Source organism: Actinoallomurus spadix, from assembly GCF_024055725.1.
Lineage (GTDB): Bacteria > Actinomycetota > Actinomycetes > Streptosporangiales > Streptosporangiaceae > Actinoallomurus > Actinoallomurus spadix.
Genome location: NZ_JAMXMX010000011.1, coordinates 89,522 through 111,904, shown reverse-complemented (window position 1 = coordinate 111,904; position 22,383 = coordinate 89,522). Strand labels below are relative to the sequence as shown.

Annotated in this window: 17 protein-coding genes and 1 tRNA gene; 5 read left to right on the top strand and 13 right to left on the bottom strand. The window is 74.2% G+C overall.

Annotation, left to right across the window (positions count from 1 at the left end; all coding sequences use genetic code 11):
• Positions 1 to 44: 44 nt before the first annotated feature.
• From NE235_RS18475 to NE235_RS18450, 5 genes are all read right to left on the bottom strand, one after another.
• Positions 45 to 2,378, bottom strand: coding sequence for a GNAT family N-acetyltransferase (locus NE235_RS18475; RefSeq protein WP_308206103.1), 2,334 nt, complete (start codon positions 2,376 to 2,378; stop codon positions 45 to 47).
• Positions 2,375 to 3,718 carry a lysine N(6)-hydroxylase/L-ornithine N(5)-oxygenase family protein gene (locus NE235_RS18465; RefSeq protein ID WP_252804544.1) on the bottom strand — a complete coding sequence of 448 codons (1,344 nt, stop codon included), beginning with the start codon at positions 3,716 to 3,718 and terminating at the stop codon, positions 2,375 to 2,377. The genes NE235_RS18475 and NE235_RS18465 overlap by 4 nt, the downstream gene beginning before the upstream one ends.
• The gene (locus tag NE235_RS18460) at positions 3,702 to 5,216 is read right to left on the bottom strand and encodes a pyridoxal phosphate-dependent decarboxylase family protein (protein WP_406567595.1); all 1,515 of its coding nucleotides are present in this window, start codon (positions 5,214 to 5,216) and stop codon (positions 3,702 to 3,704) included. Before NE235_RS18460 ends, NE235_RS18465 begins: the two co-directional genes overlap by 17 nt.
• A gap of 17 nt (positions 5,217 to 5,233) precedes the next feature.
• Complete coding sequence (locus NE235_RS38245; RefSeq protein WP_252804542.1) at positions 5,234 to 6,085, bottom strand: siderophore-interacting protein; 852 nt, start codon at positions 6,083 to 6,085, stop codon at positions 5,234 to 5,236.
• 112 nt (positions 6,086 to 6,197) lie between these two features.
• A complete protein-coding gene (locus NE235_RS18450; protein ID WP_252804540.1) occupies positions 6,198 to 7,220 on the bottom strand; it encodes an ABC transporter substrate-binding protein in 1,023 nt (340 codons plus the stop codon).
• 143 nt (positions 7,221 to 7,363) lie between these two features.
• Between NE235_RS18450 and NE235_RS18445 the strand changes: the two genes are divergently transcribed.
• From NE235_RS18445 to NE235_RS18425, 5 genes are all read left to right on the top strand, one after another.
• Positions 7,364 to 8,401, top strand: a complete 1,038-nt coding sequence (locus NE235_RS18445; RefSeq protein WP_252804538.1) for a FecCD family ABC transporter permease — start codon at positions 7,364 to 7,366, stop codon at positions 8,399 to 8,401.
• 49 nt (positions 8,402 to 8,450) lie between these two features.
• A complete protein-coding gene (locus tag NE235_RS18440) occupies positions 8,451 to 9,488 on the top strand; it encodes a FecCD family ABC transporter permease (RefSeq protein WP_252804535.1) in 1,038 nt (345 codons plus the stop codon).
• 47 nt (positions 9,489 to 9,535) lie between these two features.
• On the top strand, positions 9,536 to 10,366 hold the full coding sequence (locus NE235_RS18435) for an ABC transporter ATP-binding protein (RefSeq protein WP_406567594.1): 831 nt from the start codon (positions 9,536 to 9,538) through the stop codon (positions 10,364 to 10,366).
• Positions 10,367 to 10,487: 121 nt separating this feature from the next.
• Complete coding sequence (locus tag NE235_RS18430; RefSeq protein ID WP_252804533.1) at positions 10,488 to 11,012, top strand: hypothetical protein; 525 nt, start codon at positions 10,488 to 10,490, stop codon at positions 11,010 to 11,012.
• A gap of 542 nt (positions 11,013 to 11,554) precedes the next feature.
• The gene (locus tag NE235_RS18425) at positions 11,555 to 12,763 is read left to right on the top strand and encodes a L,D-transpeptidase (protein ID WP_252804532.1); all 1,209 of its coding nucleotides are present in this window, start codon (positions 11,555 to 11,557) and stop codon (positions 12,761 to 12,763) included.
• A 10-nt stretch (positions 12,764 to 12,773) separates the two neighbouring features.
• On the opposite strand, the gene NE235_RS18420 is transcribed toward NE235_RS18425, so the two are convergent.
• The 8 genes from NE235_RS18420 to NE235_RS18385 form a co-directional block, all read right to left on the bottom strand.
• Positions 12,774 to 13,952, bottom strand: coding sequence for a vWA domain-containing protein (locus NE235_RS18420; RefSeq protein WP_252804530.1), 1,179 nt, complete (start codon positions 13,950 to 13,952; stop codon positions 12,774 to 12,776).
• A 2-nt stretch (positions 13,953 to 13,954) separates the two neighbouring features.
• Positions 13,955 to 15,157: an AAA family ATPase gene (locus tag NE235_RS18415; RefSeq protein WP_252804529.1), complete on the bottom strand. Its 1,203-nt coding sequence runs from the start codon at positions 15,155 to 15,157 to the stop codon at positions 13,955 to 13,957.
• 15 nt (positions 15,158 to 15,172) lie between these two features.
• The gene (locus NE235_RS18410; protein ID WP_252804527.1) at positions 15,173 to 15,841 is read right to left on the bottom strand and encodes a hypothetical protein; all 669 of its coding nucleotides are present in this window, start codon (positions 15,839 to 15,841) and stop codon (positions 15,173 to 15,175) included.
• Positions 15,835 to 17,685 carry an ankyrin repeat domain-containing protein gene (locus tag NE235_RS38240; RefSeq protein ID WP_252804525.1) on the bottom strand — a complete coding sequence of 617 codons (1,851 nt, stop codon included), beginning with the start codon at positions 17,683 to 17,685 and terminating at the stop codon, positions 15,835 to 15,837. The genes NE235_RS18410 and NE235_RS38240 overlap by 7 nt, the downstream gene beginning before the upstream one ends.
• Positions 17,682 to 18,815 carry a leucine-rich repeat domain-containing protein gene (locus tag NE235_RS18400; protein WP_252804523.1) on the bottom strand — a complete coding sequence of 378 codons (1,134 nt, stop codon included), beginning with the start codon at positions 18,813 to 18,815 and terminating at the stop codon, positions 17,682 to 17,684. Before NE235_RS18400 ends, NE235_RS38240 begins: the two co-directional genes overlap by 4 nt.
• Positions 18,815 to 20,305, bottom strand: a complete 1,491-nt coding sequence (locus NE235_RS18395) for an SDR family NAD(P)-dependent oxidoreductase (RefSeq protein WP_252804520.1) — start codon at positions 20,303 to 20,305, stop codon at positions 18,815 to 18,817. Before NE235_RS18395 ends, NE235_RS18400 begins: the two co-directional genes overlap by 1 nt.
• 37 nt (positions 20,306 to 20,342) lie before the next feature.
• Positions 20,343 to 20,414: transfer RNA gene (locus tag NE235_RS18390), tRNA-OTHER, on the bottom strand.
• Positions 20,415 to 20,709: 295 nt separating this feature from the next.
• Positions 20,710 to 22,326, bottom strand: coding sequence for a carboxylesterase/lipase family protein (locus NE235_RS18385; protein ID WP_252804518.1), 1,617 nt, complete (start codon positions 22,324 to 22,326; stop codon positions 20,710 to 20,712).
• Between the last annotated feature and the right edge of the window lie 57 nt (positions 22,327 to 22,383).

Sequence of the window (22,383 nt, the reverse complement as noted above, 5' to 3'; positions counted from 1 at the left end):
GAGGAGACGGCCCGCGCCAGCCGCGTGGTGCGGGACCATCGCCGCTATCGCGCGAACCGCGCGATGGGGTTCGCCAGGGTGCCGGCGAACTGGAGTGCGCCGGCCGGGTCGGCGAGGTCGACCATCTGCCGGTTGTTCCGCAGCTGCAGCCGGTTCAGGCAGGACAGCGCGAAGCGCTCGGCGAACAGGTCGTACTTCGCGAACCGGTCGGCCAGGTGAGGGACGGAGTCCTGGTAGTCGGTGACGCAGGCGGCCACCGTCGACCAGAACGTCTCCTCGTCCAGGGTGCCGTCCGCGTCGAGGGTCGCGGAGAGGAAGCGGAGGAAGCAGTCGAAGACGTCGGTGAAGATCGACAAGATCTTCATGTCCTCGGGCACGTCCGCGCGGACGCGTTCGATCGCGGGGGGCAGCGGACGGTCGGCGCTCATCACCCCGATCTCCTCGGCGATGTCCTTGAAGACGGCGCGCCGGGGAACGCCCCGCTCGTCGAGGATCAGGATGACGTTCTCGCCGTGCGGCATGAAGACCAGGTCGTAGGCGTAGAAGCAGTGCAGGATCGGCGCCAGGTAGGCGTCGAGGTAGCGGCGCAGCCAGGCGGCCGGGCGCAGGCCCGACCCCGCGATCAGGGCACCGGCGAACGAGTCGCCCGCCCGGTCGACGTGCAGGAGCGAGGCCATGGTCACGAGGCGCTCGCCGGGGCCGAGCAGCGGGATCGGGCTCTCGCGCCACAGGGCGGCGAGCATCTTGCGGTACGGCGAGCCCTTCGCCGAGGCGGCGGCGTACTGCTCGTGGTGGTAGCCGACGGCGGCGCGTTCCCGCAGGACGGCCAGGCCGGTCCGCTTGAGGACCTCGTCGCCTTCGACGAGGCCGGCGACCCAGTCGTTGATGGCGGGGGTCGCCGCCATGTACTCGGCGGACAGACCGCGCAGGAAGCCCATGTTCAGCACGGACAGGGCCGTTTTGACGTAGTGCTTCGCGGGCGCGGACACGTTGAAGAACGTCCGGATCGACTGCTGGGCGAGGTACTCGTCGTCGCCGGGGCCCAGGAGCACCAGGCGGCGGCGCGCCACCTCGCCCGCGAAGGTCACGGACAGCCGGTTCCGCCACTGCCACGGGTGCACGGGGATCAGGTGGAAGTCGGCGAGGTCCAGCCCGAGGCCGGTCATCGTCGCGGCGAACCGGTCGAGGACCCGCTCGCCGAGCTCCGCGCGGACCAGCGTGTCGTGGTCCAGGCCCGCGCCGCCGGTGAAGGTACTCCGGTCCCGGCGGGCGGCCAGCCACAGCAGGCGGACGGGCCGGGCGGCCTCGGGCGCGTACCGGTGGTAGTCCCCGGCGTCGAAGCCGAGCCGCCCGTTGTTCGCGACGAAGCAGGGGTGGCCCTCCGTCATGCCGGTCTCGACGGCCTGGAAGTCCGCCCGTGCCAGGTCGGCGGCGGGGACCGGCGGCCGGGCCAGCTTGTACGCGCTGCTCGCGAGCGTGCTGGTGATCTCCTCCAGGTAGACGGGGAGCACCTCGCCGGTGAGGCCGAGCGTGTGCCGCAGCTCAAGGACCAGGTCGACCGCGTCGAGGGGGAGCTCGGCGCCGGAGCGCGACCGGGTGATGGAGGCGGCGTCGATCCGCCAGTGGTCCAGGGCGAGGACGCGGGCCGCGAAGCGGTATTCCACGGTGCCGTCGTCGCCGCGCACGGCGTACCGGCCGTCGGGCAGCAGTTCGGGGGCCAGCAGCCGTTCGTGCGCGAACTCGGCGAGGGCCTTGCGCACCAGCAGCCGGTTCGCGTGCGCCCAGCGTCCGGGGGTGAGGTGCGCGATCTCACCGGCACGCTCGGCGGGGCCCCGCGCCGACGCGTACCGCTCCCGGGTGCAGACGCTCAGCAGGGCCTGCTTGGCCGGTAGCGACACGGGGCCGACGACCTCGAAGCCGACCGCCGCGTTGAGGGCGTGCACGGCCGTGTTGCGCACGTCGGGTTCGACCACGACGCGGCGGGTCTCCGGGTCGGCGAACAGCAGCTCCATCACCGTGACGAGGACGGCGCGAGTGAAGCCGTGGATCGGGGTGTCCGCCGGCGCGACCAGGAAGTGCATGCCGACGTCGCCGGGGCGTGCGTCGTACACCTCGCCGAGTTCCCGCCGCGGGTCGTAGCGCTCGGCGAGGAAGGCGGGCCGGCCCTCGTGCAGGCCGAGGAACGCGTCGTGCCCCGGCCGGGCCGCGATGGCCTCGAACTCCGCGACGACGTCGGACGGGCTCGCCTCGCCCATCATCCAGAACACCGACTTGGGGTGGGTGACCCAGCGATGCAGCAGCGGCGCGTCGCCGACCGGGTCGACGGGGCGGAGCGCGAACTCACCGAGCAGGGCGTCGGTACGGGAGAACACCGTCATCCGGCCACGACCTCCTCCACGGGGGCGCCGAACTTCTGGAACGCGATGGACCGCTCGACCGGGTACGGTTCGCGGCCGAGCAGGCTCCGGAGGATGCAGGAGTTGCGGTACGCGGCCATGCCCAGGTCGGGTGCGGTGAAGCCGTGGGTGTGCAGCTCGGCGTTCTGCACGTAGACGCCGCCGCCGGTGGTGTGAACGCTGTAGTCGCGCCGGACCGCGAGGCGCCCGTCCTCGTCCCACCGGAGGCGGTCCGCGATCGGGGCGAGGAAGGCGGGGACCTCGTACCGGTAGCCGGTGGCGAGGACCAGGCCCTCGGTGGTGAGGGTGAGGTCCCGGCCCTGCTCCTCCTGGCGCAGACTGAGGGTGTACGCGCCGGTCGCCGCGTCGTGGCGGACCTCGCGCAGCGCCGTGCCGGTCATCAGCCGCGTGGGGCAGGGCCGGGTCAGGCTCTTGCGGTACAGCAGGTCGAAGATCTCGTTGATGAGGCCGGCGTTGATGCCCTTGTACAGCCCCTTCTGCGCGGCGGAGAGCCGGTCCCGGGTCGCCGCGGGCAGCGCGTGGAAGTAGTCGACGTACTCCGGTGACGTCATCTCCAGCGTGAGCTTGGTGTACTCCAGTGGGAAGAACCGGGGGGACCGGGTCACCCAGTTCAGCTCGTAGCCGTGCTCGTCGATGTCCTGCAGCAGGTCGTGGTAGATCTCCGCGGCGCTCTGGCCGCTGCCGACGACCGTGACGCTGCGCCTGGCCCGCAGCGCGGCGCGGTTCGGCAGGTACGCAGAGGAGTGGATGACGTCGCCGGGCAGGCCGCGGCAGCAGTCCGGGACGTACGGCGGGGTCCCGGTGCCCAGGACCAGGTTCCGGGCCCGGAAGGTCACCCGGTCCCCGCCGGCCGTGAGGTTCCCGCCGGCCGCGCGGTCCCCGGTGGCGACCCGGTCGGCGTGGACGACGTAGACCTCCTCGGCCTCGTCGTACTCCACGGCCGTCACGCGGTGGCCGAAGCGGATCGCGGGCAACCGGCCGGCCGCCCAGCGGCAGTAGTCGACGTACTCGGCGCGCAGCGGGAAGAAGCTCTCGCGGATGTAGAAGGAGTACAGGCGCCCCCGCTCCTTCAGGTGGTTGAGGAACGAGAACGGCGAGGTCGGGTCGGCGAGGGTGACCAGGTCGGCGAGGAACGGCGTCTGCAGGGTGGTGCCCTCCAGCAGCATGCCCGGATGCCAGTCGAACTCCGGCTTCGCCTCCAGGAAGACCCCGTCGAGGCCGTCGATCGGGTCGGTCAGGCAGGCGAGGCCCAGGTTGAACGGGCCGAGTCCGATGGCCACGAAGTCATGAGGCGTGGGCAAGGTCGTCTCCCAGGTGGTCGCGGGCGTGTCCGGCGAGCAGGTCGAGGACGTCGGCGATGTCGCGGATGGTGGTGCGCGGGTTCAGCAGCGTGAACTTCAGGTGGTGGCGGCCGTCGACGACCGTCGTGGCCACGACCGCGGCTCCGGAGGCGGACAGCGCGGCGGCCGCGTGCAGGTTCGCCCGGTCGAGCGCGGCGGCGCTCGCCCCGGGTGAGGTGTAACGGAACACCAGGGTGCTCAGCCGCGGCCGTACGACGACCGTGAAGCGCGGATCGGCGTCCAGCAGCGTCCACGCCTCGGCGGCCCGGTCGAGCACCGCGTCGAACAACTCGCCCACGCCGTCCGCGCCCATGATCCGCAGCGTGAGCCAGAGTTTGAGGGCGTCGAACCGGCGGGTGGTCTGCAGGCTCTTGTCGACCTGGTTCGGCACGCCCTCCGCGGCGCTGCGCGCCGGATTGAGGTAGTCGGCATGGTAGGTCACGTGCCGCAGCACGGCTCCGTCCCGTACGAGGACCGCGCTGGAGCTGACCGGCTGGAAGAAGGACTTGTGGTAGTCGACGGTGACCGAGTCGGCCCGCTCGACGCCATCGAGCAGGTGCCGGCGCCGTGACACGAGCAGCCCGCACCCGTACGCCGCGTCGACGTGCAGCCACACGCCGGCCCGCGCGCACAGCTCGGCGATCTCCGGCAGCGGGTCGATGCCGCCGAAGTCGGTGGTCCCGGCGGTCGCGACGACCGCCATCGGGACGAGGTCCTGGCGGCGACAGCGGTCCAGCGCCCGCGCCAGCGCGCCGGGGCGCATCCGCCGGTCCCGGTCGCACGGGACCTCGATCACCGCGTCCTCGGCGAGGCCCAGCAGCCGCGCCGCCTTGACGACGCTGAAGTGGCCGTGCGCGGAGGCGAGGACGCGCAGGCGGGGGAGTACGTCCGCCCGCGCCGGCGCGCGTCCGAGCGCCCCGTCGGCGGCCGGACGCCCGAGCGTCTCTTCGGCCGGCGGACGCGCGAGCGCCTCCTCGCGGGCCAGCAGCAGGGCCTGGAGGTTGGACTGTGTGCCGCCGCTCGTGAAGACCCCGTCGGCGGCCGGGCCGAGGCCGAGACGCCCGGCCGTCCACGCGATCAGGCGGCGTTCGATCAGCGTGCCGCCGGCGCTCTGGTCCCACGTGTCGAGGGAGGAGTTGACCGCCGACAGCACGGCCTCGCCGAGCAGGGCCGGGATGGCCACCGGGCAGTTGAGGTGGGCGAGGTAACGCGGGTGGTGGAAGTAGACGGCGTCGCGCAGGTACAGGTCGTCGAGTTCGTCGAGGGCGGCGGTCGCGTCACCGAGGGGCCGGTCGAGGTCCACGGCGGCGACCTCTCCGGCGAGCCGGTCCGGAGTGATCCCGGTGAACGGCCGGTCCGCCGCGGCGATCCGGTCCGCGACGCGGCCGGCGCCGGCGGCGACGAGGTCGCGGTAGAACCCGGCGGTTTCCGCGCCGAGCAGGGGCGAGGTGAAGGTCACGGGTCGTCCTTCCCGGTTCAGTCGTCTGCGGAAGCCGTGCCGGCCACCGCCTCGGCGAGCAGGTCCTCCTCGGTGGCGCCCCGGCGCCAGTAGCCGGTGAACGTCACGGCGCGGCGGTCGAAGCCCCGTTCGCCGACGAGGTGGCGCCGCAGCGCCCGTACGCCGGCGGCCTCGCCCGCGATCCAGGCGTACGGGGTGCCCGGCGGGAGTGCGGCGGCCCGGACCGCGTCCACGACCGCCCCGGCGGGGGCGTTCCCGCGCACCAGCCAGGTCACCTCCGCCTCCGCCCGCGTCGGCAGGTCCTGGACGTCGGCCGCGTGCGGTACCTCGACCCACACGCGCGCCCGGACGGTCGCGGGCAGCCAGGCGAGGATGCCGGCGACGGCGGGCAGCGCCGTCTCGTCCCCGGTCAGCAGGACCCAGTCGGTGCCGGGCGGCGGCCGGAAGTCGACCCCGCCGTTGTCCGGCTCCACGGGGCCGAGCAGGACGACCGGGTCTCCGGGAACGGCGCGGGCCGCCCAGCGGGACGCCGGCCCGCCGTCCCCATGGAGGGCGAAGTCGATGTCGAGCTCCTCCGGGTCGTGGCGCTGCTCCCGCACGGTGTAGGAGCGCATCACCGCGCGCACCGCCGGGTCCATCGCCCGCCACCGCGCGAACCAGTCCTCGCCGGCCTCGGCGGGGACGATGGGGGAGTGCTGGTGGGGGTGGGGGAGGAAGAGCTTGAAACGCTGGTCGCGGCCGCCTCCGGCGAAACCGGCGAGGGACTCCCCGCCGAAGGTGATCCGGATGATCGACGGGCCGAGGCGCCGGGTCCGTACGACCCGCGCGTCGAAGAAGCGGAACGGGGTGGCGGTGGCGGTGGGGCTCACGATGGGGCTCCTGTCGTCACAGGTCGGCGGGTCGCCATGGCTCGGCGGGCCGTCAGAAGTCGGCGGGTCCTCACGGGTCGGCGGGTCGTCACAGGTCGGTGGTCGTCGCGGGTCACCGGACCTTCGCGGCCTTCTGGACGGCCGCGGCGAGCGACTCGATGAGCGGCGCGCAGCCCGCGTGGCTGAACCGCGGCTCGCTCTGCCACGCCGTGACCTGGCCCGCCTTCACGGCGGGCAGTTTCGCCCAGGTCGGCTTGGCGGCCAGGTCCTCCGGCTGCAGCGCCGAGGTCCGGGCGTCCAGCAGGATCAGGTCGGCCGGGTACTTGTCGGCGTTCTCCCAGCTCAGCTCCTCGAAGAAGCCCTGCGCGCTGACCTTGTCCGGCACGATGAGGTCGACGCCGAGGCTGCGGAAGTAGCGCAGGTCGGCGCTCGCGTTCGGGTCGGAGACGTAGAACAGGTCGGGGCTGCAGGAGGCGGCCAGGACCTTCAGGCCGCCCTTCGCCCTGGCCGCGGCGCGCAGCGTCTCGGCGGCCCGGCCGAAGCGCGCCCTGGCGTCGGTGACCTGCCGGGCCTTCAGGTCGGCGCCGAGGGACGCGGCGAGTTCCTCGTACCGCCGGATCGGCTCGGTGAGCGTTACCTTCGCGGCGGTGACGGCGACGCTCGGGGCGAGCGCCGTGATCTTGTCCTTGCTGTTGTCCGGGACGTACCAGAGCGCGTTCGGCAGGTACATGTTGGTGACGAGCAGGTCGGGGCGCAGCGCCGCGTACTTCTCGACGTTGAACTCGCCGAAGGTGTTGCCGAGCACCGTCACCTTGGTCACGTCGAGGCTCCCGGCGAGCGGGTCCGGGCTGCCGTCCTTCAACTTCGTCGGGCCGAACACGCCGACGACGCGGTCGCCGAGGCCGAGGTCGTGCAGGGCCGCCGCCGTCCCGACGTAGGCGACGAGACGTCGCGGTCGGCCGCCCGTCGTCACCCGCCGGCCGCGGTCGTCGGTGAACGCCCAGGTTCCGCCGCCCTTCGCGGTGCCCGATCCGCCGCCTCCCCCGCAGGCGGTGACGAGCGCTCCCGCGCCGATCCCGCCGAACGCGGTCAGCAGGCCGCGGCGGGACAGTCCTGGGGGCCGGAACCGGGACATGACGAATCCTTCCTTCGGGGGAACGGGGACGGGCGGCAGGCGCCGAGAACGGGTGGCGGCAGGTGTCGGAAGATCGAACTTAGGTTAACCTAACCTAAGTTCGTGTTGTCCAGTGTGATCGTGCTCTCGATCCGGAGCCCCCCGTGTCCATCACGAAGTCACCCGCGCCGTCCGCGGCGCCGCTCCCGGCCGCCCCACCGGCGCGAGGACGCCGGTCCGCGCGCCGGGCCGGGCCGCCCGCCGCGCTGCTGCTCCTGCTCGCCGTCCTCGCCGCGAGCCTGGCCATCGGCGCCCGGCGGTACTCCCTCGGCGAGGTCTGGCACGGCCTCCTCGACCCGGACGCCCCCGCCTACACCGTCGTCCGCCGGACCCGGCTGCCGCGCACCCTCCTGGGACTCCTCGCCGGCACCGCGCTCGGCCTTGCCGGCGGGGTCATGCAGGCGCTGACCCGCAACCCCCTCGCCGACCCCGGACTGCTCGGCATCAACGCCGGCGCCGCGGCCGCCGTCGTGACGGCGATCACCTTCCTGGGGATCGGATCCGTCTCGGGCTACGTGTGGTTCGCGTTCGCGGGGGCGGGCGCGGTCGCCGTCCTCGTCTGGGCGGTCGGCGGGGGACGCGCCGCCACACCGGAGCGGCTGGCCCTCGCCGGGGCGGCCGTCAACGCGGCGCTCTTCGCCTACGTCTACGCGGTGGAACTCCTCGACACGGCCTCCCTGGACCGGATGCGGTTCTGGACCGTCGGCTCGCTGGCCACCGCGCGGCTCCCGACCATCGCGGGGATCGCCCCCTTCGTCGCGGCCGGCGTCCTGCTCACCGCCGCGCTCGCCCGTCCCCTCAACGCCCTCGCCCTGGGCGACGACGCCGCCCGCGGGCTCGGCGCCCGCCCCGCCTGGACGCGGGCCGGCGCGCTCGTCGCCGTCACGCTGCTGTGCGGCGCGGCCACGGCCGCGTGCGGCCCGATCGTGTTCGTCGGACTGATGGTGCCGCACCTCGTACGCGCCCTGACCGGCCCCGACCTGCGCCGGCTGCTGCCCTACTGCGCGGTGCTCGCCCCGGTCACGCTGCTCGCCGCCGACGTGCTCGGACGGGTCCTCGGCCGGCCCGCGGAGATCCAGGTGGGCATCGTCACGGCGGTGGCGGGCGGCCCGGTCTTCCTCGCCGTGGTGCGGCGCGCATGAGCGAGCGGGTCATGATTCCGGCGACCACGGCCGCTCCCGCGGAGGACACATGAACACGGTCGTCCTGCGGAGCCGCGGCGGGCTCTCCGTACGGCTGCGGCCGCGCGCCCTGGCCGTCGGCGCGGCGTGCGTCCTGGTGGCCGCGGTCGTGGCGGTCGTCACCATCGGAAGCGGTGACTATCCGATGAGCCCGGCGGACGTCGTCCGCACGCTCCTCGGCGGCGGCGCCCCCGCCGACACCTTCATCGTCGAGCAGGTACGGCTGCCGCGCGTGCTCACGGCCCTGGCGGCCGGTGGCGCGCTGGGGTTCTCCGGGGCGGCGTTCCAGACCCTGGCCCGCAACCCGCTGGGCAGCCCCGACCTGCTCGGTTTCACCCAGGGCGCGGCGGGCGGTGCCCTCATCGTCATCACCGTCATCGGCGGCGGCGTGGTCGCGACGGCGGTCGGCGCGGTCACCGGGGGAGTCATCACCGGGGCCGTCATCCAGCTGCTCGCCTGGCGCGACGGTCTGCACGGCCGGCGGCTCGTCCTCGTCGGCATCGGCGTCGCCGCGATCCTCACCGGGATCAACGGCTACCTGCTCACCCGCGCGAACATCCCCGACGCCGCACGCGCCGTCCTCTGGCTGACCGGCACCCTCGACGGGCGCGGCTGGGGCGACCTGGCCCCGGTCCTGACGGCCACGGCCGTGGTCGTACCGGCGGTGCTGCTCGGCCGCGCCCGGGAGGCGCGGATCCTCGAGATGGGCGACGACGCCGCGACCGCGCTCGGCGTACGGGTGCGGGGGACGCGCCTGGCGCTACTGGCCTCGGCCGTGCTGCTCAGCGCGCTCGCCGCCGCGGCCACCGGCCCGGTCGCGTTCGTGGCGCTGACCGCTCCGCAGCTGGCCCGCCGCCTGACCCGCGAACCGGGTCCCAACCTGCTGCCCTCCCTGTGCATGGGCGCGGCGCTCCTGGTCACCGCCGACCTGGCCGCCCAGCGGCTGGTCCCCGGTCACCAGGTGCCGGTCGGCGTGGTGACCGGCGTGCTCGGCGGGACCTACCTGATCCGGCTGCTGGCCACCGAACGCCGGACGGGACGGCTGTGACGACCTCGCACCCTACGGAGGCAGGAGACGTGGAACACGAGCGACCCGTGAGCACCGCACCGGCGCCGCGAGGGCGGGGCACGGCGGGTGACGGGTTCAGGCTGGCGGGGCGGGCGCTGACGCTGGCGTACGAACGCCGGATCGTCGCCGAAGACCTGACCGTGGCCATCCCCGACCGGTCCTTCACCGTCATCGTCGGGCCGAACGCCTGCGGCAAGTCGACGCTGCTGCGCGCGCTCGCGCGGATGCTCAGGCCGCGTTCCGGCGTCGTGCTGCTGGACGGCCGGGACATCCACGCGCGGGGCACCCGCACGGTCGCGCGAACGCTCGGGTTGCTGCCGCAGTCATCGGTCGCCCCGGAGGGCATCACGGTGGCGGACCTGGTCGCGCGCGGGCGGCACCCGCACCAGGGCCTGTTCCGCCAGTGGTCGGCGGACGACGAGCGCGTCGTACGGGAGTCGATGGCCGCCACCGGCGTGGCGGATCTGGCCGGCGCCCGCGTCGACGAGTTGTCCGGCGGCCAGCGGCAGCGCGTCTGGATCGCGATGGCGCTGGCCCAGGAGACGCCGCTGCTGCTCCTCGACGAGCCGACGACCTTCCTCGACATCGCCCACCAGATCGACGTCCTGGACCTGTGCGCGCGGCTGCAGCGCGAGCAGGGCCGCACCCTCGTCGCCGTCCTGCACGACCTGAACCAGGCGGCGCGGTACGCCGACCATCTCATCGCGATGCGCGACGGGCGGGTGGTCGCCGAAGGAGCCCCCGCCGAGGTCGTCACGGCCGAGCGGGTGGAGGAGGTCTTCGGCCTGCCGTGCCGCGTGATCGACGACCCGGAGACGGGGACGCCCCTGGTCGTGCCCGCCGCGCGACGGCGGTAGGGACCAGTACGAGGTACCGCCGCCTCAAAGATTCCGTCGAACCGCGTGCCGCGTGAGGAGGCGGGCCACGAATTCATGATCGTCTTCTTGGTGGATACGACCTCTGCCAAGGGAGATCAAGATGATCACGTTCTTCGGCCGGCGCATCGTCACCGCGGCCACGGCCGTCGCGCTCGGAGTCGTCCTCACGCCGGCGTCCGCCCACGCGGCCCGTTTCTCCATGGTCTACACGTGCGCGGTGCCGCTCCTCGGAGACCGGAGCGTGGGGTTCGACGGCACCCTGACCGCGGCGCCGCGCCGGCCCACCGCCGGTACGTTCACGCGGGTCGACCTGCACGTCTCCCGGCTGAGCCTGCGCCCGCCGGTGGCCGTGACCTCCTGGAGCGCCGACGCCGACGTCGACGTCGGCGGCGCCCAGGTCACGGGCTTCCGGCTGTCGGGCTCCGGCGGCCCGGTATCGGCGTACGACCCGGTCACCGGTCATCTCACGGGCGGGTGGGTTCCGGAAGCGATCGGGGTCGACCGGCTCCGGCTCGGCAAGGTGGTGCTGAGGGTGAGCACCTCATCCTTCGGCGACGTCACCGTTCCCTGTTCGCCGCGACGGCCGCGCCCGGTGGCCGAGACGCTCACCGTCTTCGCCCGCTGACCCGCCGCCCCGTCCGGGGGCGCCGACCTTGCCGGGAGCGCCGACCCGCGGGGACGCGAGCACTCACGTGACGGGGCCGATCGCGGATCGGCCCCGTCACGGTCCGGGACCGCGCCGCCGCCCGCCACCTGCCCGCCGGCCTTCCCCGCGCGTGAGTCCGCGAAGCATCCCGCGCCCCGGCCGCTGCGCCGCGACCGTACGGCGACGTCCTTCGACCTGATCGCCGGCCCATCCCCGTGCGCCTGATCCGCGCGGCCGTCCCGGCCCCGCGCACGTCCCGGCCGTACGACCGGCGGCGTCCTCCCCAACAGCGCTCTGACCACCGGAACCCTGCTCGGGACCGGGCATCTTAGATCACAGTTTGGCGGTCAACAGCCTCGAAAGTGGCATTGTCCGGTTAATTGCCGTTGATCGATACTATGATGCTTCAATCACCTGGGGATCTTCGATGCGCGCCTCCGATTCGTCATGTTGAGCCGCGCATCTTCTTTCTGCGCGAAGTGGGGTCATCAGTGCGCATCAGTCGATCGGGTCGATGGGTCATGCCGGTGGCGGCCGCGACCCTTCTCTCACTGGCCGCGGCGTGCTCATCGAGCGGCGACGCCTCCCCAGCGGGCAAGTCCGCCAAGGCACCGGACGCGGCGGCCACCGTCACCCCGGCCAACGGGGCCACCAAGGTACGCCCGGACAAGGGCGTCACGGTGAAGGCCGACAGCGGGGTTCTCGAGCAGGTGAGCGTGCAGGCGGGGGCCGGCACCGTCGACGGCACCCTGTCCGCGGACAAGAAGAGCTGGACGACGAAGTGGACGCTCAAGCCCGGCACCGCGTACACCGTGACCGCCACCGCCAAGAACGAGGCGGGCAAGGTCACGACCGTCACGAGTAAGTTCACCACCCTCAAGGCGTCCTCGACGGTGAAGATCAGCGACGTGATCCCGCAGCCCGGGGAGACCGTCGGCGTCGGCATGCCGATCACCGTGAGCTTCAACCGCCCGGTGAAGAACAAGGCCGCGGTCGAGAAGGCCCTGGAGGTCCGGTCGACCACGCCGATGGAGGGCGCCTGGCGCTGGATCACCAGCCAGCAGGCCATCTTCCGGACGAAGAACTACTGGCCGGCGCACAGCAAGGTCAGCCTCGTCGCGCACCTGGCGGGCGTCCGGGCGTCCTCCGGCGTGTACGGGACCAAGGACGTCACGCGCAGCTTCTCGATCGGCGCCTCTCACGTCGCCAAGGTCAACCTCAAGACCCACCTGAACAAGGTCTACGTCGACGGCAAGCTCGCCAAGACCATCAAGGTGAGCGGCGGCATGGGCGGCGGTGACTCCCACGGCAACGACTTCCGCACGACGAGCGGCATCCACCTGGCGATGGGCAAGTCCCCCGTCGTGACGATGACCTCGCCGAACATCAAGGAGGGCGAGGCCGGGTACTACCACGAGCTGGTCTACCAGGACGTGCAGATCAGCAACAGCGGCGAGTACCTCCACCAGAGCCCCGGCGAGTTCGGGTGCCTCGGCCGCAGCAACTGCAGCCACGGCTGCGTCCGGCAGACGCCCAGCGGCGCGAAGTGGTTCTTCAAGCTGAGCAACCGCGGTGACGTCATCGTCATCAGCGGCACGACCCGTGACCTCGAGTGGAACAACGGGTGGGGCTACTGGCAGCTGTCCTTCAACAAGTGGATGAAGGAGAGCGCCCTGAAGCAGCCGGTGACGACGACGCCGATCTCGGCGTCCTCCGCCTCGCCCAACTGATCACGACGGCTCAGCGCAGGTCGGTGACGCGGACCGGCTCGACCCAGGAGGGCGGGGCGGGCGGGTCCGCGCCGATCAGCGCGGCGATGATCCGGGACGACGCCGGCTCGTCGGGCCAAGGCGTGAACCCGTCGGTCAGCACGATGACGACGCCGGGGCGTTCGGGCAGGGCGAGGGCGGAGCGGATGCCCACGCGCATGTCGGTGCCCCCGCCTCCGGCGAGTTCGACCTGCTGCGCGGAGGTCACCCGCGTGGCCGTCCGCACGTCGGCGTCGCAGGCCAGCACGGTGACCCGGTTGCCGCCGACGCCGACCTCGCGCAGCACGCCCGTCACCTCGGCCAGGGCCGCGGCCAGGTCGTCCTCTCCCATGGATCCGGAGGTGTCGATGACGATCGCCACGGCGGGGAGGGGACGGCGCAGGCTCGGTAGGACGACGCCGCGCAGCGCGGTGGTCCGCCGGGACGAGCGGCGGTACGTGTAGTCCACCGCTCCGGCGGACCAGGCGACCGCCTCGCGTACGGCGCCCGCCAGGACCCGGCGCCAGTCGACCACGGGTTCGAGGACCTGCTCGGCCCAGCGCCGCCAGCCCGCTGGAAGGGTGCCGCGGTTGCGCTGGTGGGAGCGCATCGCCTCCGCGGTGTGCCGGCGCAGCGCCCCGGCCTCGACCGTGCCGACCCCGCCCGGCCCGTCCGCGCCGGGGAGCTCCCAGTCCGCCGGTGAGCCGTGGGCTCCGGACCCGCAGTCGGAACAGGTCACCAGCGGCGGAAGGCGGGGGAGATACGTCTCGAACAGCCCGCCCGTCTCCAGCCCGAAGGAACGCGGCTCGAGCCGGCCGGCCGGCAGCGCCAGCCCGTCGGCGAGGAGGTCGTCGTTGATCTCACAGTCCTGGGCGACGTTCACGCGCAGCCGGTCGCGCTGATCGGCCGCGGAAAGCCGGTCGGCCCGGCCATGGTGGTCGCGCAGCAGGTGCGCCACCTCGTGGATCCACACGCCCGCGAGTTCCGGAACCGGCGTGGCGTCCACGAACGCCGGGGACACATAGCACCGCCAGCGCCGGTCGACGCCCATGGTCGGCACACCCGTGCTCGGCACGACGGTCAGCGAGTACAGCGCCGAGGCGAGGTACGGCCGGTCGGTCGCCGCGCGGTACCGCGCGGCCAGCAGCTTGACCCGGTCGAGCTCCGGCATGATCAGGCCCCGCCCGGCAGCGCGCCGGACAGCTGCAGCAGGTCGACGAACGCGTCGATGCCGCTGGGCACCGGCCAGTCGGTGTCGCGCAGCGCGGCCAGGTCGGCGGCGGCACGGGCCGCGACGTCCGGCACTCCCGCGTCGACCGCCTTGGCGAGGACGGTCCAGCCGGCCTCCCAGCGCCGTCGCGTGAGGTTCGTCTGCACGGCGGAGACGACGGCGGTGAGGAACGCGAGCTGCCGGTCGCCCCGCTCGGGCAGCACGAAGGCGCCCGGGTCGGCCAGCACGCGGTTCGGGTCGGGGAGGTCGAGCTCCTCGAGGTAGGAGAGCAGTTCGAGGCCGGCGCCGTCGCCGACGGCGCCGACCACGGCGGCGGCGACCGCCCGCTGGTCGGCGCCGGTGGCATGACCGGCCGCGATGAGCCGCAGCGCCATCTCCCAGGTGCGCGGCGACGGCCACCCGCGGCCCCGGCTCTCGGCGTCCTCGGGCAGGTGGTGCGTCAGGCCGGGCCGCGCGGTGAGGAAACCGGAGATCGCTCCCCGCGCGCGGGCGACCGCGCCGGGGACCCGGCCCGGGTCGACGCGGGGGATGGAGATCTCCGGCCAGATCCCGGCCATGCCGCGGGCGACCGTCCCCGGGTCGTGCGTCCACTGCAGGTGGACGAACCGGTTGGCCAGCGGCGGGCTCAGGTGCCAGCCGTCCGCGGCGCTCGACGGCGGGTTGGCGGCGGCGACCACCCGGACCGGCTCGGGCAGGCTGAGGCTGCCGACCCGGCGTTCGAGTACGACCCGGAGCAGGGCCGCCTGCACCGCCGGGGGCGCGGAGGACAGCTCGTCGAAGAACACCAGGCCGCGCCCTGCCGTGGCCAGCCGGACCGCCCAGTCCGGCGGGGCCATCGGCACGCCCGTGGTGGCGGGGTCGTCTCCGACGATCGGCAGGCCGGCGAAGTCGGACGGCTCGTGGACGCTGGCGATCACGGTCTCCAGCGGGACGCCGAGCCCGGCGGCGAGCTGCCGCAGCGCGGCGGACTTGCCGATGCCGGGCTCACCCCACAGCAGTACGGGCAGGTTCGCGGACACCGCCAGGGCCAGCGCCTCCAGCTGCGGGTTCGCGGCCGGCTCCGTACGCCGGGCCTCGAGACGCCGCACCAGGTCATCGGCCGCGTCCAGGGGATCCTCGGCGGGCGGGTGGTCGGCTGCGCTCACTCTTTCGTCTCCCTCTCACCGTGGATGGTCGCCGCCGGCGTCTGGGCGGTCGTGATCCGGCCCCCGCAGGACGAACTCCAGGTCCGCCCGCCGGCGCTGGGTGATGTGGTCACGCGCGCTCCTTCCCCAGCGGTCGGAGGCGTCGATCCGGGCCCCACCGGCCAGCAGCCGGATCACCCCGGGCGTGTCCCCGCGCTCGGCGCGGAGGAACAGCTCGCGCCGCTGTTCGCGCAGCGCCCGCGGCAGCCGGCCCGTGCCGGACCGCACGATCGGCAGGACGGCGGAACAGCCGTTGATGGCGCCGCCGAGCGCTCCCAGCGCGCGTTCCCGCCGTCGCTCGTCCTCGCCGTGGGGTACCTGCAGCGCCCCGTCCCGGAACCCGACGACGTGCCATTCGCCACGGCACCGCACCCGTACCGGGCCCGGGGCCTCGAGTTCGGCCGCGACGGCGGCGCCGTGGTCACGGGCGATGCCGGCGAGGTCGAAGGCGACGTCGACGTTCGCGGCCGCGCAGGCGCCGCGCCAGTCGCCGGCGAGCCGGCGTTCGGTGGCCTGCTCGATCATCCAGCGGGGCACGGCGTACCGCCGGATCCGGCGCAGGCTCCCCGCCTCATCCGGCGGATAGGACTCCGGCCGGGAGGGGCGCCGCCCGGCGGCCCGGGGACCGGGTGTGCCGGTCACCATTCCGTGAGCTCCGGTCGCTCCCGCTCGATCCACTCCGCGAGGAAGCTGAGGTCATCGCGGTCGGCCAGGTCGAGGAGGCGGTAGATCGAGACCTCCTCCTCGTGGATCTCACCCTTGAGGTCGATCCGCGCGCCGGCCGCCAGCAGAGCGCGGACCAGCGCCGGCGAGCCGCCCCCGCAGATCGCCGCGAACAGGGGAGTACGGCCCTGCTCGTCCCGCGCGTCGATGTCCACGCCGGCGGCGAGGAGCCGGGCGAGGAGACCATCGTGGTCGAGGAGGCGCAGCCGGTGCAGCAGCTCGCGGCGTTCCGGGCCCGCGCCCCGGACGTCGACGCCCGGGTCCAGCAGGTGGAGCAGATGCAGCAGGGTACGCCGCCGGCCGTCACGGACGCGCGGGTCGACACCGGCGTCGAGCAGCGCGAGGACTCCGGGCGCGTCCCCGTGCTCGGCCCGGGAGAACAGCTCCCGGCGCTGGGCGCGCAGTGCCTTCGGCAGCCGCCCGGCGCCGGACGTCCACGTCTCACGGACGGCGAAGCAGCCGGCGATCGCGCCGCCGAACGCCCGCATCGCGCTCTCGCGCCGCTGCTCCTCCTCGTCGTGCGGGATGTCGAGGGCTCCTCCGCGGGAGGCCACCTCGTGCCAGGCGTCCCGGCAGCGCACCCGGACCGGGACGGGCGGCTCGGGCCCGGGCGGGCCGACCGGGCCGTCGGCGGCCGCGCGGCCGGGGAACAGCGCCTCCCGTACGAGCGGGTGCAGCCGCTCCGGCGGCGTGCCGCCGTCGCGCAGCAGGTCCAGGTCGGGCAGGCGGCGCCAGCACGCCTCGGGCAGCACCTCCGCGCCGTCCGGCCGCGCGGCCGTCTCGGTGGGGATGACGCGGGCCCGGACCTCCGAGGCACCGGCTTCGAAAATGACGGCGGCGTACTGGGTGTACGGGACCCAGAACCGGTCCCGGCCCGTTCGTTCCGCCAGGTCACGGATCTCCGCCTCCAGCCGGGTCAGGGCCAGGGGCAGGCGCTCGAACACGTCGAGGGGAAGGACCTCCTTGACGCTGAAATAGGGGTCCACCTCGACGGGGTCGGCGTCCAGGCCGATGCCCGCCGCGGCGAAGGCCGCCGCCACCCGGCCGCTCTCGTGCAGCAGGGTGACCCACTCGGTGTGCGCCGCCGGATCGGCACGGCCCGGGGCGGCGGCGGGCAGTGCCTTCGGAGTGCCGTCGGCCTCGAAGAACGGCGCCCGGTCCGCGTCCCCGCCGCAGCGTTCGCGCAGCTCGCCGGCGTGCCGTACGTCCCACAGGTGCCGGGCGGTGCTCCACCGCTGGACGAGGTTGTGCCAGAACGGGCAGTAGGTGACGTCGGTGTCCAGGAAGGCCGCGCCGACCGGGTGCGGGTTGCCGAAGTCGAGGACCAGCCGCTGCGGTCCGTTGACCCGCCAGCGGGGCGTCCGGACGAACAGTGAGCGGTGCGCCGACGGGAGCCGTTCGGGCGGCAGCCCCGGATGGCTGAGGATGATCGCCTGGTCGGGCACGATCGTCGTACGCCCGCGGCCGAGGCGGGGCAGGTGCCAGCGCCGCAGGTCGGGGGCGAAGTGGAGCAGGTCGTCCTCGAGCTCGGCAGCGACGGCGTCGCCGTACGCGTCGGCCACGGCGGCCAGGTCGAAGGCGACGTCGACGTTCGCGGCCGCGCAGGCGCCGCGCCAGTCGCCGGCGAGCCGGCGTTCGGTGGCCTGCTCGATCATCCAGCGCGGCACGGCGTACCGCCGGATCCGGCGGAGCCGTGCCGCCTCGTGCGGCGGATGGGAGCGCGACGGCGGGCGGGGCGGCAGCCCCGGGGCGGCGGCGGAGCTCACCGGTACAGGCTCCCGATCGCGTGCACGTCCGGGTGCGGGGCGGACCCCGGCCGCAGTCGGGGCGCCAGGGCCCGCTTCACCCGGCGCGGCACGCCCGGCCCGAACCCGACGTACTCCAGCCGGGTGTCGTCCGCGACGGCGGCCAGCACGGCCTTGGCGCCACGGCCCGTGATCCCCGTACGGCGCAGTTCCAGGCGCCGCAGCGGGCTGCCGGGCAGCGCCGCGGCCAGCGCCGTCGCCCCCGCGTCGCCGGTGACGTTGGGGGGCGTGCCCAGGCTGCGCTCGGACGGCGGGCGGCCCAGGTCGAGCGCCTCGATGCCGGGAAGGGCGTCGGCCAGCGCCCGCGCGCCGTCCGGGCCGACGCCGTTGCCGCCGAGGCCGAGGCGCACCGGCCGCGCCGGGTCGGCCGCCGCGGCGAGGGTGGCGGTCCCGTCGTCGCCGAGGTGGTTGGCGGGGACGTACAGCTCGCGGACCCCCGCCTCACGGATCAGCGCGGCGAGCGTGCCCGCCGACTCGGGGCCCAGCCCGTTGCCGCCGAGGAACAGCCGCTCGACCGGCGCCGGCCGCTCGGCGAGCGCGGCCAGCAGGCCCCGCAGCCCCTCGGCGGTGAGCCCGGTGTTGACCAGGTCGAGGGTGCGGATGGCCGTGTTCCGGCGCAGCATTGCGGCGAGCGCGCGCACCCCGGCGTCCCGCACCGGATTGCGCTTCAGCCACAGGGCGCGGACGGTGGTGTCGTCCGCCAGACGCTCGGCGAGCGCCTCGACGCCGGCCGCGTCGATACGGTTGCAGCCGAGGTACACCGTCTCCAGGCCGTGACCGGGGGCCAGTGCCGCGGCGACGGCCCGGGCCCCCTCGGTGCCGATCGCGTTCGTGCCGAGCAGCAGGTGCGCGGCGTGCGGGGAGGCCGCGGCCACGGGCAGCAGCAGCGCGGCGCCCGCCGGGCCGAGACCCTGCTTGCACAGGTCGATCCGGCCGTCCGGGCGCACGGTGCCGAGCGGAAAGGTCTCGTCGGCCACCACGGGCGCCGGCGCGGCCAGCCGGTCGAGCAGCGGGGCCAGGTCCGCCGGGTCGGCGGGCGGCACGTCGGGATGCTCGATCGCGGGACAGCGTACGGGCGTCGGCTCCATCATCACCAATCCACCGGTCGGTAGTCCTTCAGGAACAGGCCGGACAGCCGCTCGCCGCCCACCCCGCGCACGATCGGGTCGTACACCCGCGCGGCGCCGTCGATGACGTCCAGCGGCGGGCGGAACCCGGCCTCCCGCTGCGCGGCCTTGTCCGGATGGGGGCGCTCATCGGTCACCCAGCCGGTGTCCACGCTGGTCATGTAGATGCCCGAGGCCGCGTAGTCGGCGGCGGAGGTGCGGGTCAGCATGTTCAGCGCGGCCTTGGCCATGTTCGTGTGCGGGTGGCGTACGGTCTTGAATCCACGCGAGAAACTGCCCTCCATCGCCGAGACCTGCACGACGTAGCGGTCCGGCCACGGCGACGCCTCGAGCAGACCCCTCAGCCGGGACGTCAGCAGGAACGGCGCGAACGAGTTGACCATCTGGACCTCCAGCCACTCGGCCGGGTCGACCTCGTGCAGCCGGAGACTCCAGCTGTTGCGGTCGCGCAGATCCAGCGGCTGCCCGGTCTCGTCCGTGGCGCCGGAGGGGAACAGCGCCTCGATCGTCTCGTCGTTCGCGAGCGCGCCTCCGGCGGCGCCGGTCGGCGCCCCGGTCACCGGTGCCGGGAGCCCGGCCGCCGCCGTACCCGGAAGGGCCGGGATCTCGGGCGCGAACCGGGCGGGTGCCAGGGCCGGCCGGGCGTCGGTCACGTCGATCCGCGCGGCGAGGCCGGTCAGCGCGGCGGCCTCGGCGTCGCGCACCTCGCGGTGGTACGCCGCGGGCCGGCGGATGGTCTGCGCCGCGTTGTTGACGAGGATGTCGAGGAACGGGAAGCGGTCGTGGACCGTGTCCAGCAGGTGCGCCACGGCGGCCAGGTCGAGCAGGTCGACGCCGTGGACGTGCAGCCGGTCCAGCCAGTCGGCGGCGTCCGGCACGGCCGCGAACCGGCGGGCCGCGTCCCGTGGGAAACGCGTCGTGACGAGGACCTCCGCGCCGTCGCGCAGCAGTTTCAGCGCGAGCTGGAAGCCGATCTTCACCCGGCCGCCCGTGACGACGGCCCGGCGGCCGCGCAGGTCGCACCGGGCGTGCCGGCGGGCGGTGTTCTGCTCGGCGCAGGCCGGGCACAACAGGTGGTACTCGGGATGCACCTGCCGGTACGGGATCTTGCAGACGTAGCACCGCCGGGTGCCGGTCAGCGGTGGCGCGGGCCGTGCGGACCCCGCGGGCCGGTTCTCCACCGGGTCCGGATCGGGCGAGGGGTCCTGCTCGCGGAACCGCGCGGACGCGGCCATGACCTCACGGTCCCGGCGTCTGCGGTCGGCGGTGCGCATCGCCTTCCGCGTCTTCTTGCCGGCGCGGTACAGCTGTGCCGCGGCCTCGTGGACGGCGGCCCAGCGCGGATCGTCGGGGTGCGTCTCGCGTGCCTGCGCCAGCACGCGCAGGCACGCGTCGAGTTCGGCGTCGCCGGGAGCGGCCGGCCGCGCATCGGGCGGGCCCGGATCGACCACCACCACCGACACCCCCGCCGTTCACATCACAAGAAAAGGGCAGGACCGGCCGGATTCGAACCGGCGTCCTCCAACCCGCTGTAAGGCGCGACGACCTCTGCGCTACGGCCCTGCCGTGGGAGAGCGTAGCGAACGATCCGGACATTCGAGGTGCCGGGCGAGGGCGTCGGCGGCGACCGGAGCGCCGGAGGCAGGACCGGCCGGATTCGAACCGGCGTCCTCCCGATTGAGAACGGGCGCGACGACCTCTGCGCTACGGCTCCGCGAGGCGGAGCGTAACGGCTCGGAGAGGGGTGGTGGTGCGCGCCGTCGTCGGACCGCGGCGTGCCGCCGTTCGCGTGACCGCGGCGTCCCCGCCGGGGGTCCGGGCCGGGTGCCGGGCGGGGACGCCACCCCGCTCAGGGGAGTCAGGCCGGCAGGCCGAAGGCCGTGAACGGGTAGCCGTTCCAGAGGGCGCGCTCCCGGCCGCGCGGGTCGTCGGCGACCTTCGCGCCGACGTTCCACATCATCGTCGCGCGGCGCGGAGCCCGGTACGCGGGCCAGGCGGGCCGCTCGACCGTACGCCGGGCGTTCGGGTCGCCGGTGCGGGCGAACGAGGTCCACGCGTCGATCATCTGGTCCGACAGGGTGGTGAGGCGGGCCCGGTCGGCGTTGAACGCCTCCTCGCCGCCGAGGATCCCCGTGAAGCGGAACGTCCCGAAGACGAACGGCAGCTCGAGCGTGTGCACGGCGCCGTACTCCTTGGTCGGGCGCCAGCCGAACTCGTACAGGTACGTCGGCCGCCAGCGGCTCTGCGCCTGCGCGAGCCGGGTCGCCGGGACGCGCATGCCCTGGTCGGTGAACATGGCCAGCGCGGCTTCGGTGGCCGACCGTCCCCTCCGGTAGGCCGCGACCATGCGCTCCCGGCGCGCGGCCAGCGCGTGCGGGAAGAACACCGCGTCGTACTGCTGCCCGATGGCGGTCATCGCCTCCGGACCGAGCTGCCCGAAGAAGTTCATCTCGTCCCGGTTGGTCCCGATCAGCAGATCCACGCCGCGGGCGTTGCCCCGGGCCACCCGCGTGACCACCGAGTCCCGGACGAGGGCGCCGTCGATGTACGGGGCGAAGTACGTCGCGCCGATGATGCCCGGCGCGTCCTGGTCGATGACCTTGTTCTGCAGGTCGAGGATCTGCTTCGTCGACATGCCGCGCAGCTCGGCGACGCTCTTCACCGGCAGCTGCGCGGCGACCTCGCGCTCGTACGCGGCGGTGTGGACGAGGGCGCCGCTGCCGCTCTCCAGGACCACCCGGCGGAACAACCGCTCCGGGTGGTCGGTGGCCAGCATGGCGCTCAGCGAGAACGCGCCCGCGGACTCCCCGACCGCGGTGACGTCGGCGGGGTCGCCGCCGAAGTCGGCGATGTGGTCGTGCACCCACCGCAGCGCGGTGATCTGGTCGCGCAGGCCATTGTTGCCCGATCCCTTGTAGGCGGGGTCCAGGCCGCCCAGCTCGGACCAGCCGAGCACGCCGAGCCGGTAGTTGATGGAGACGACGACGGCGTCTCCCCGGGCGGCGAGCCTCGCCCCGTCGTACCTCGGCTCGTTCGCCGTGCCGTAGCGGGCCGCGCCGCCGTGGACGAACACGATCACCGGCCGGCGCCGGTGGTCCGGGGCGGGAGTCCACACGTTGAGGCGCAGGCAGTCCTCGTCGGTGAACAGGGCGCGCCCGTCGGGGTAGTCCTCCGACATGGCGTCCCGGTCCTGCGGGCAGACCGCCTTGTCGTCCGTCGCCTTGAGCGTGCCGCGCCAGCGCCCGACCGGCCGTGGCGGGCGGAACCGCAGCGCCCCGGTCGGCGGTTCGGCGTACCGGATGCCACGGAACACGCAGAGGCCCTCGCGGACGGTACCGGCGACGGCGCCGAGCGAGGTGGTCGTGGCGCAGCCGGTGCGGCTCCCGGCCGACGCCGTCGTCACGGGCGACGCGCAGGAGGACATCGCCACCGCCGCGCCGGCGAACGCCAGCGCCGCGAAGGTTCGTTTCAGCATGGGCAGGCTCCTTCTCGAAGACGACCGCAGCATCGGCCACCGGAACCCTCCGCGGGA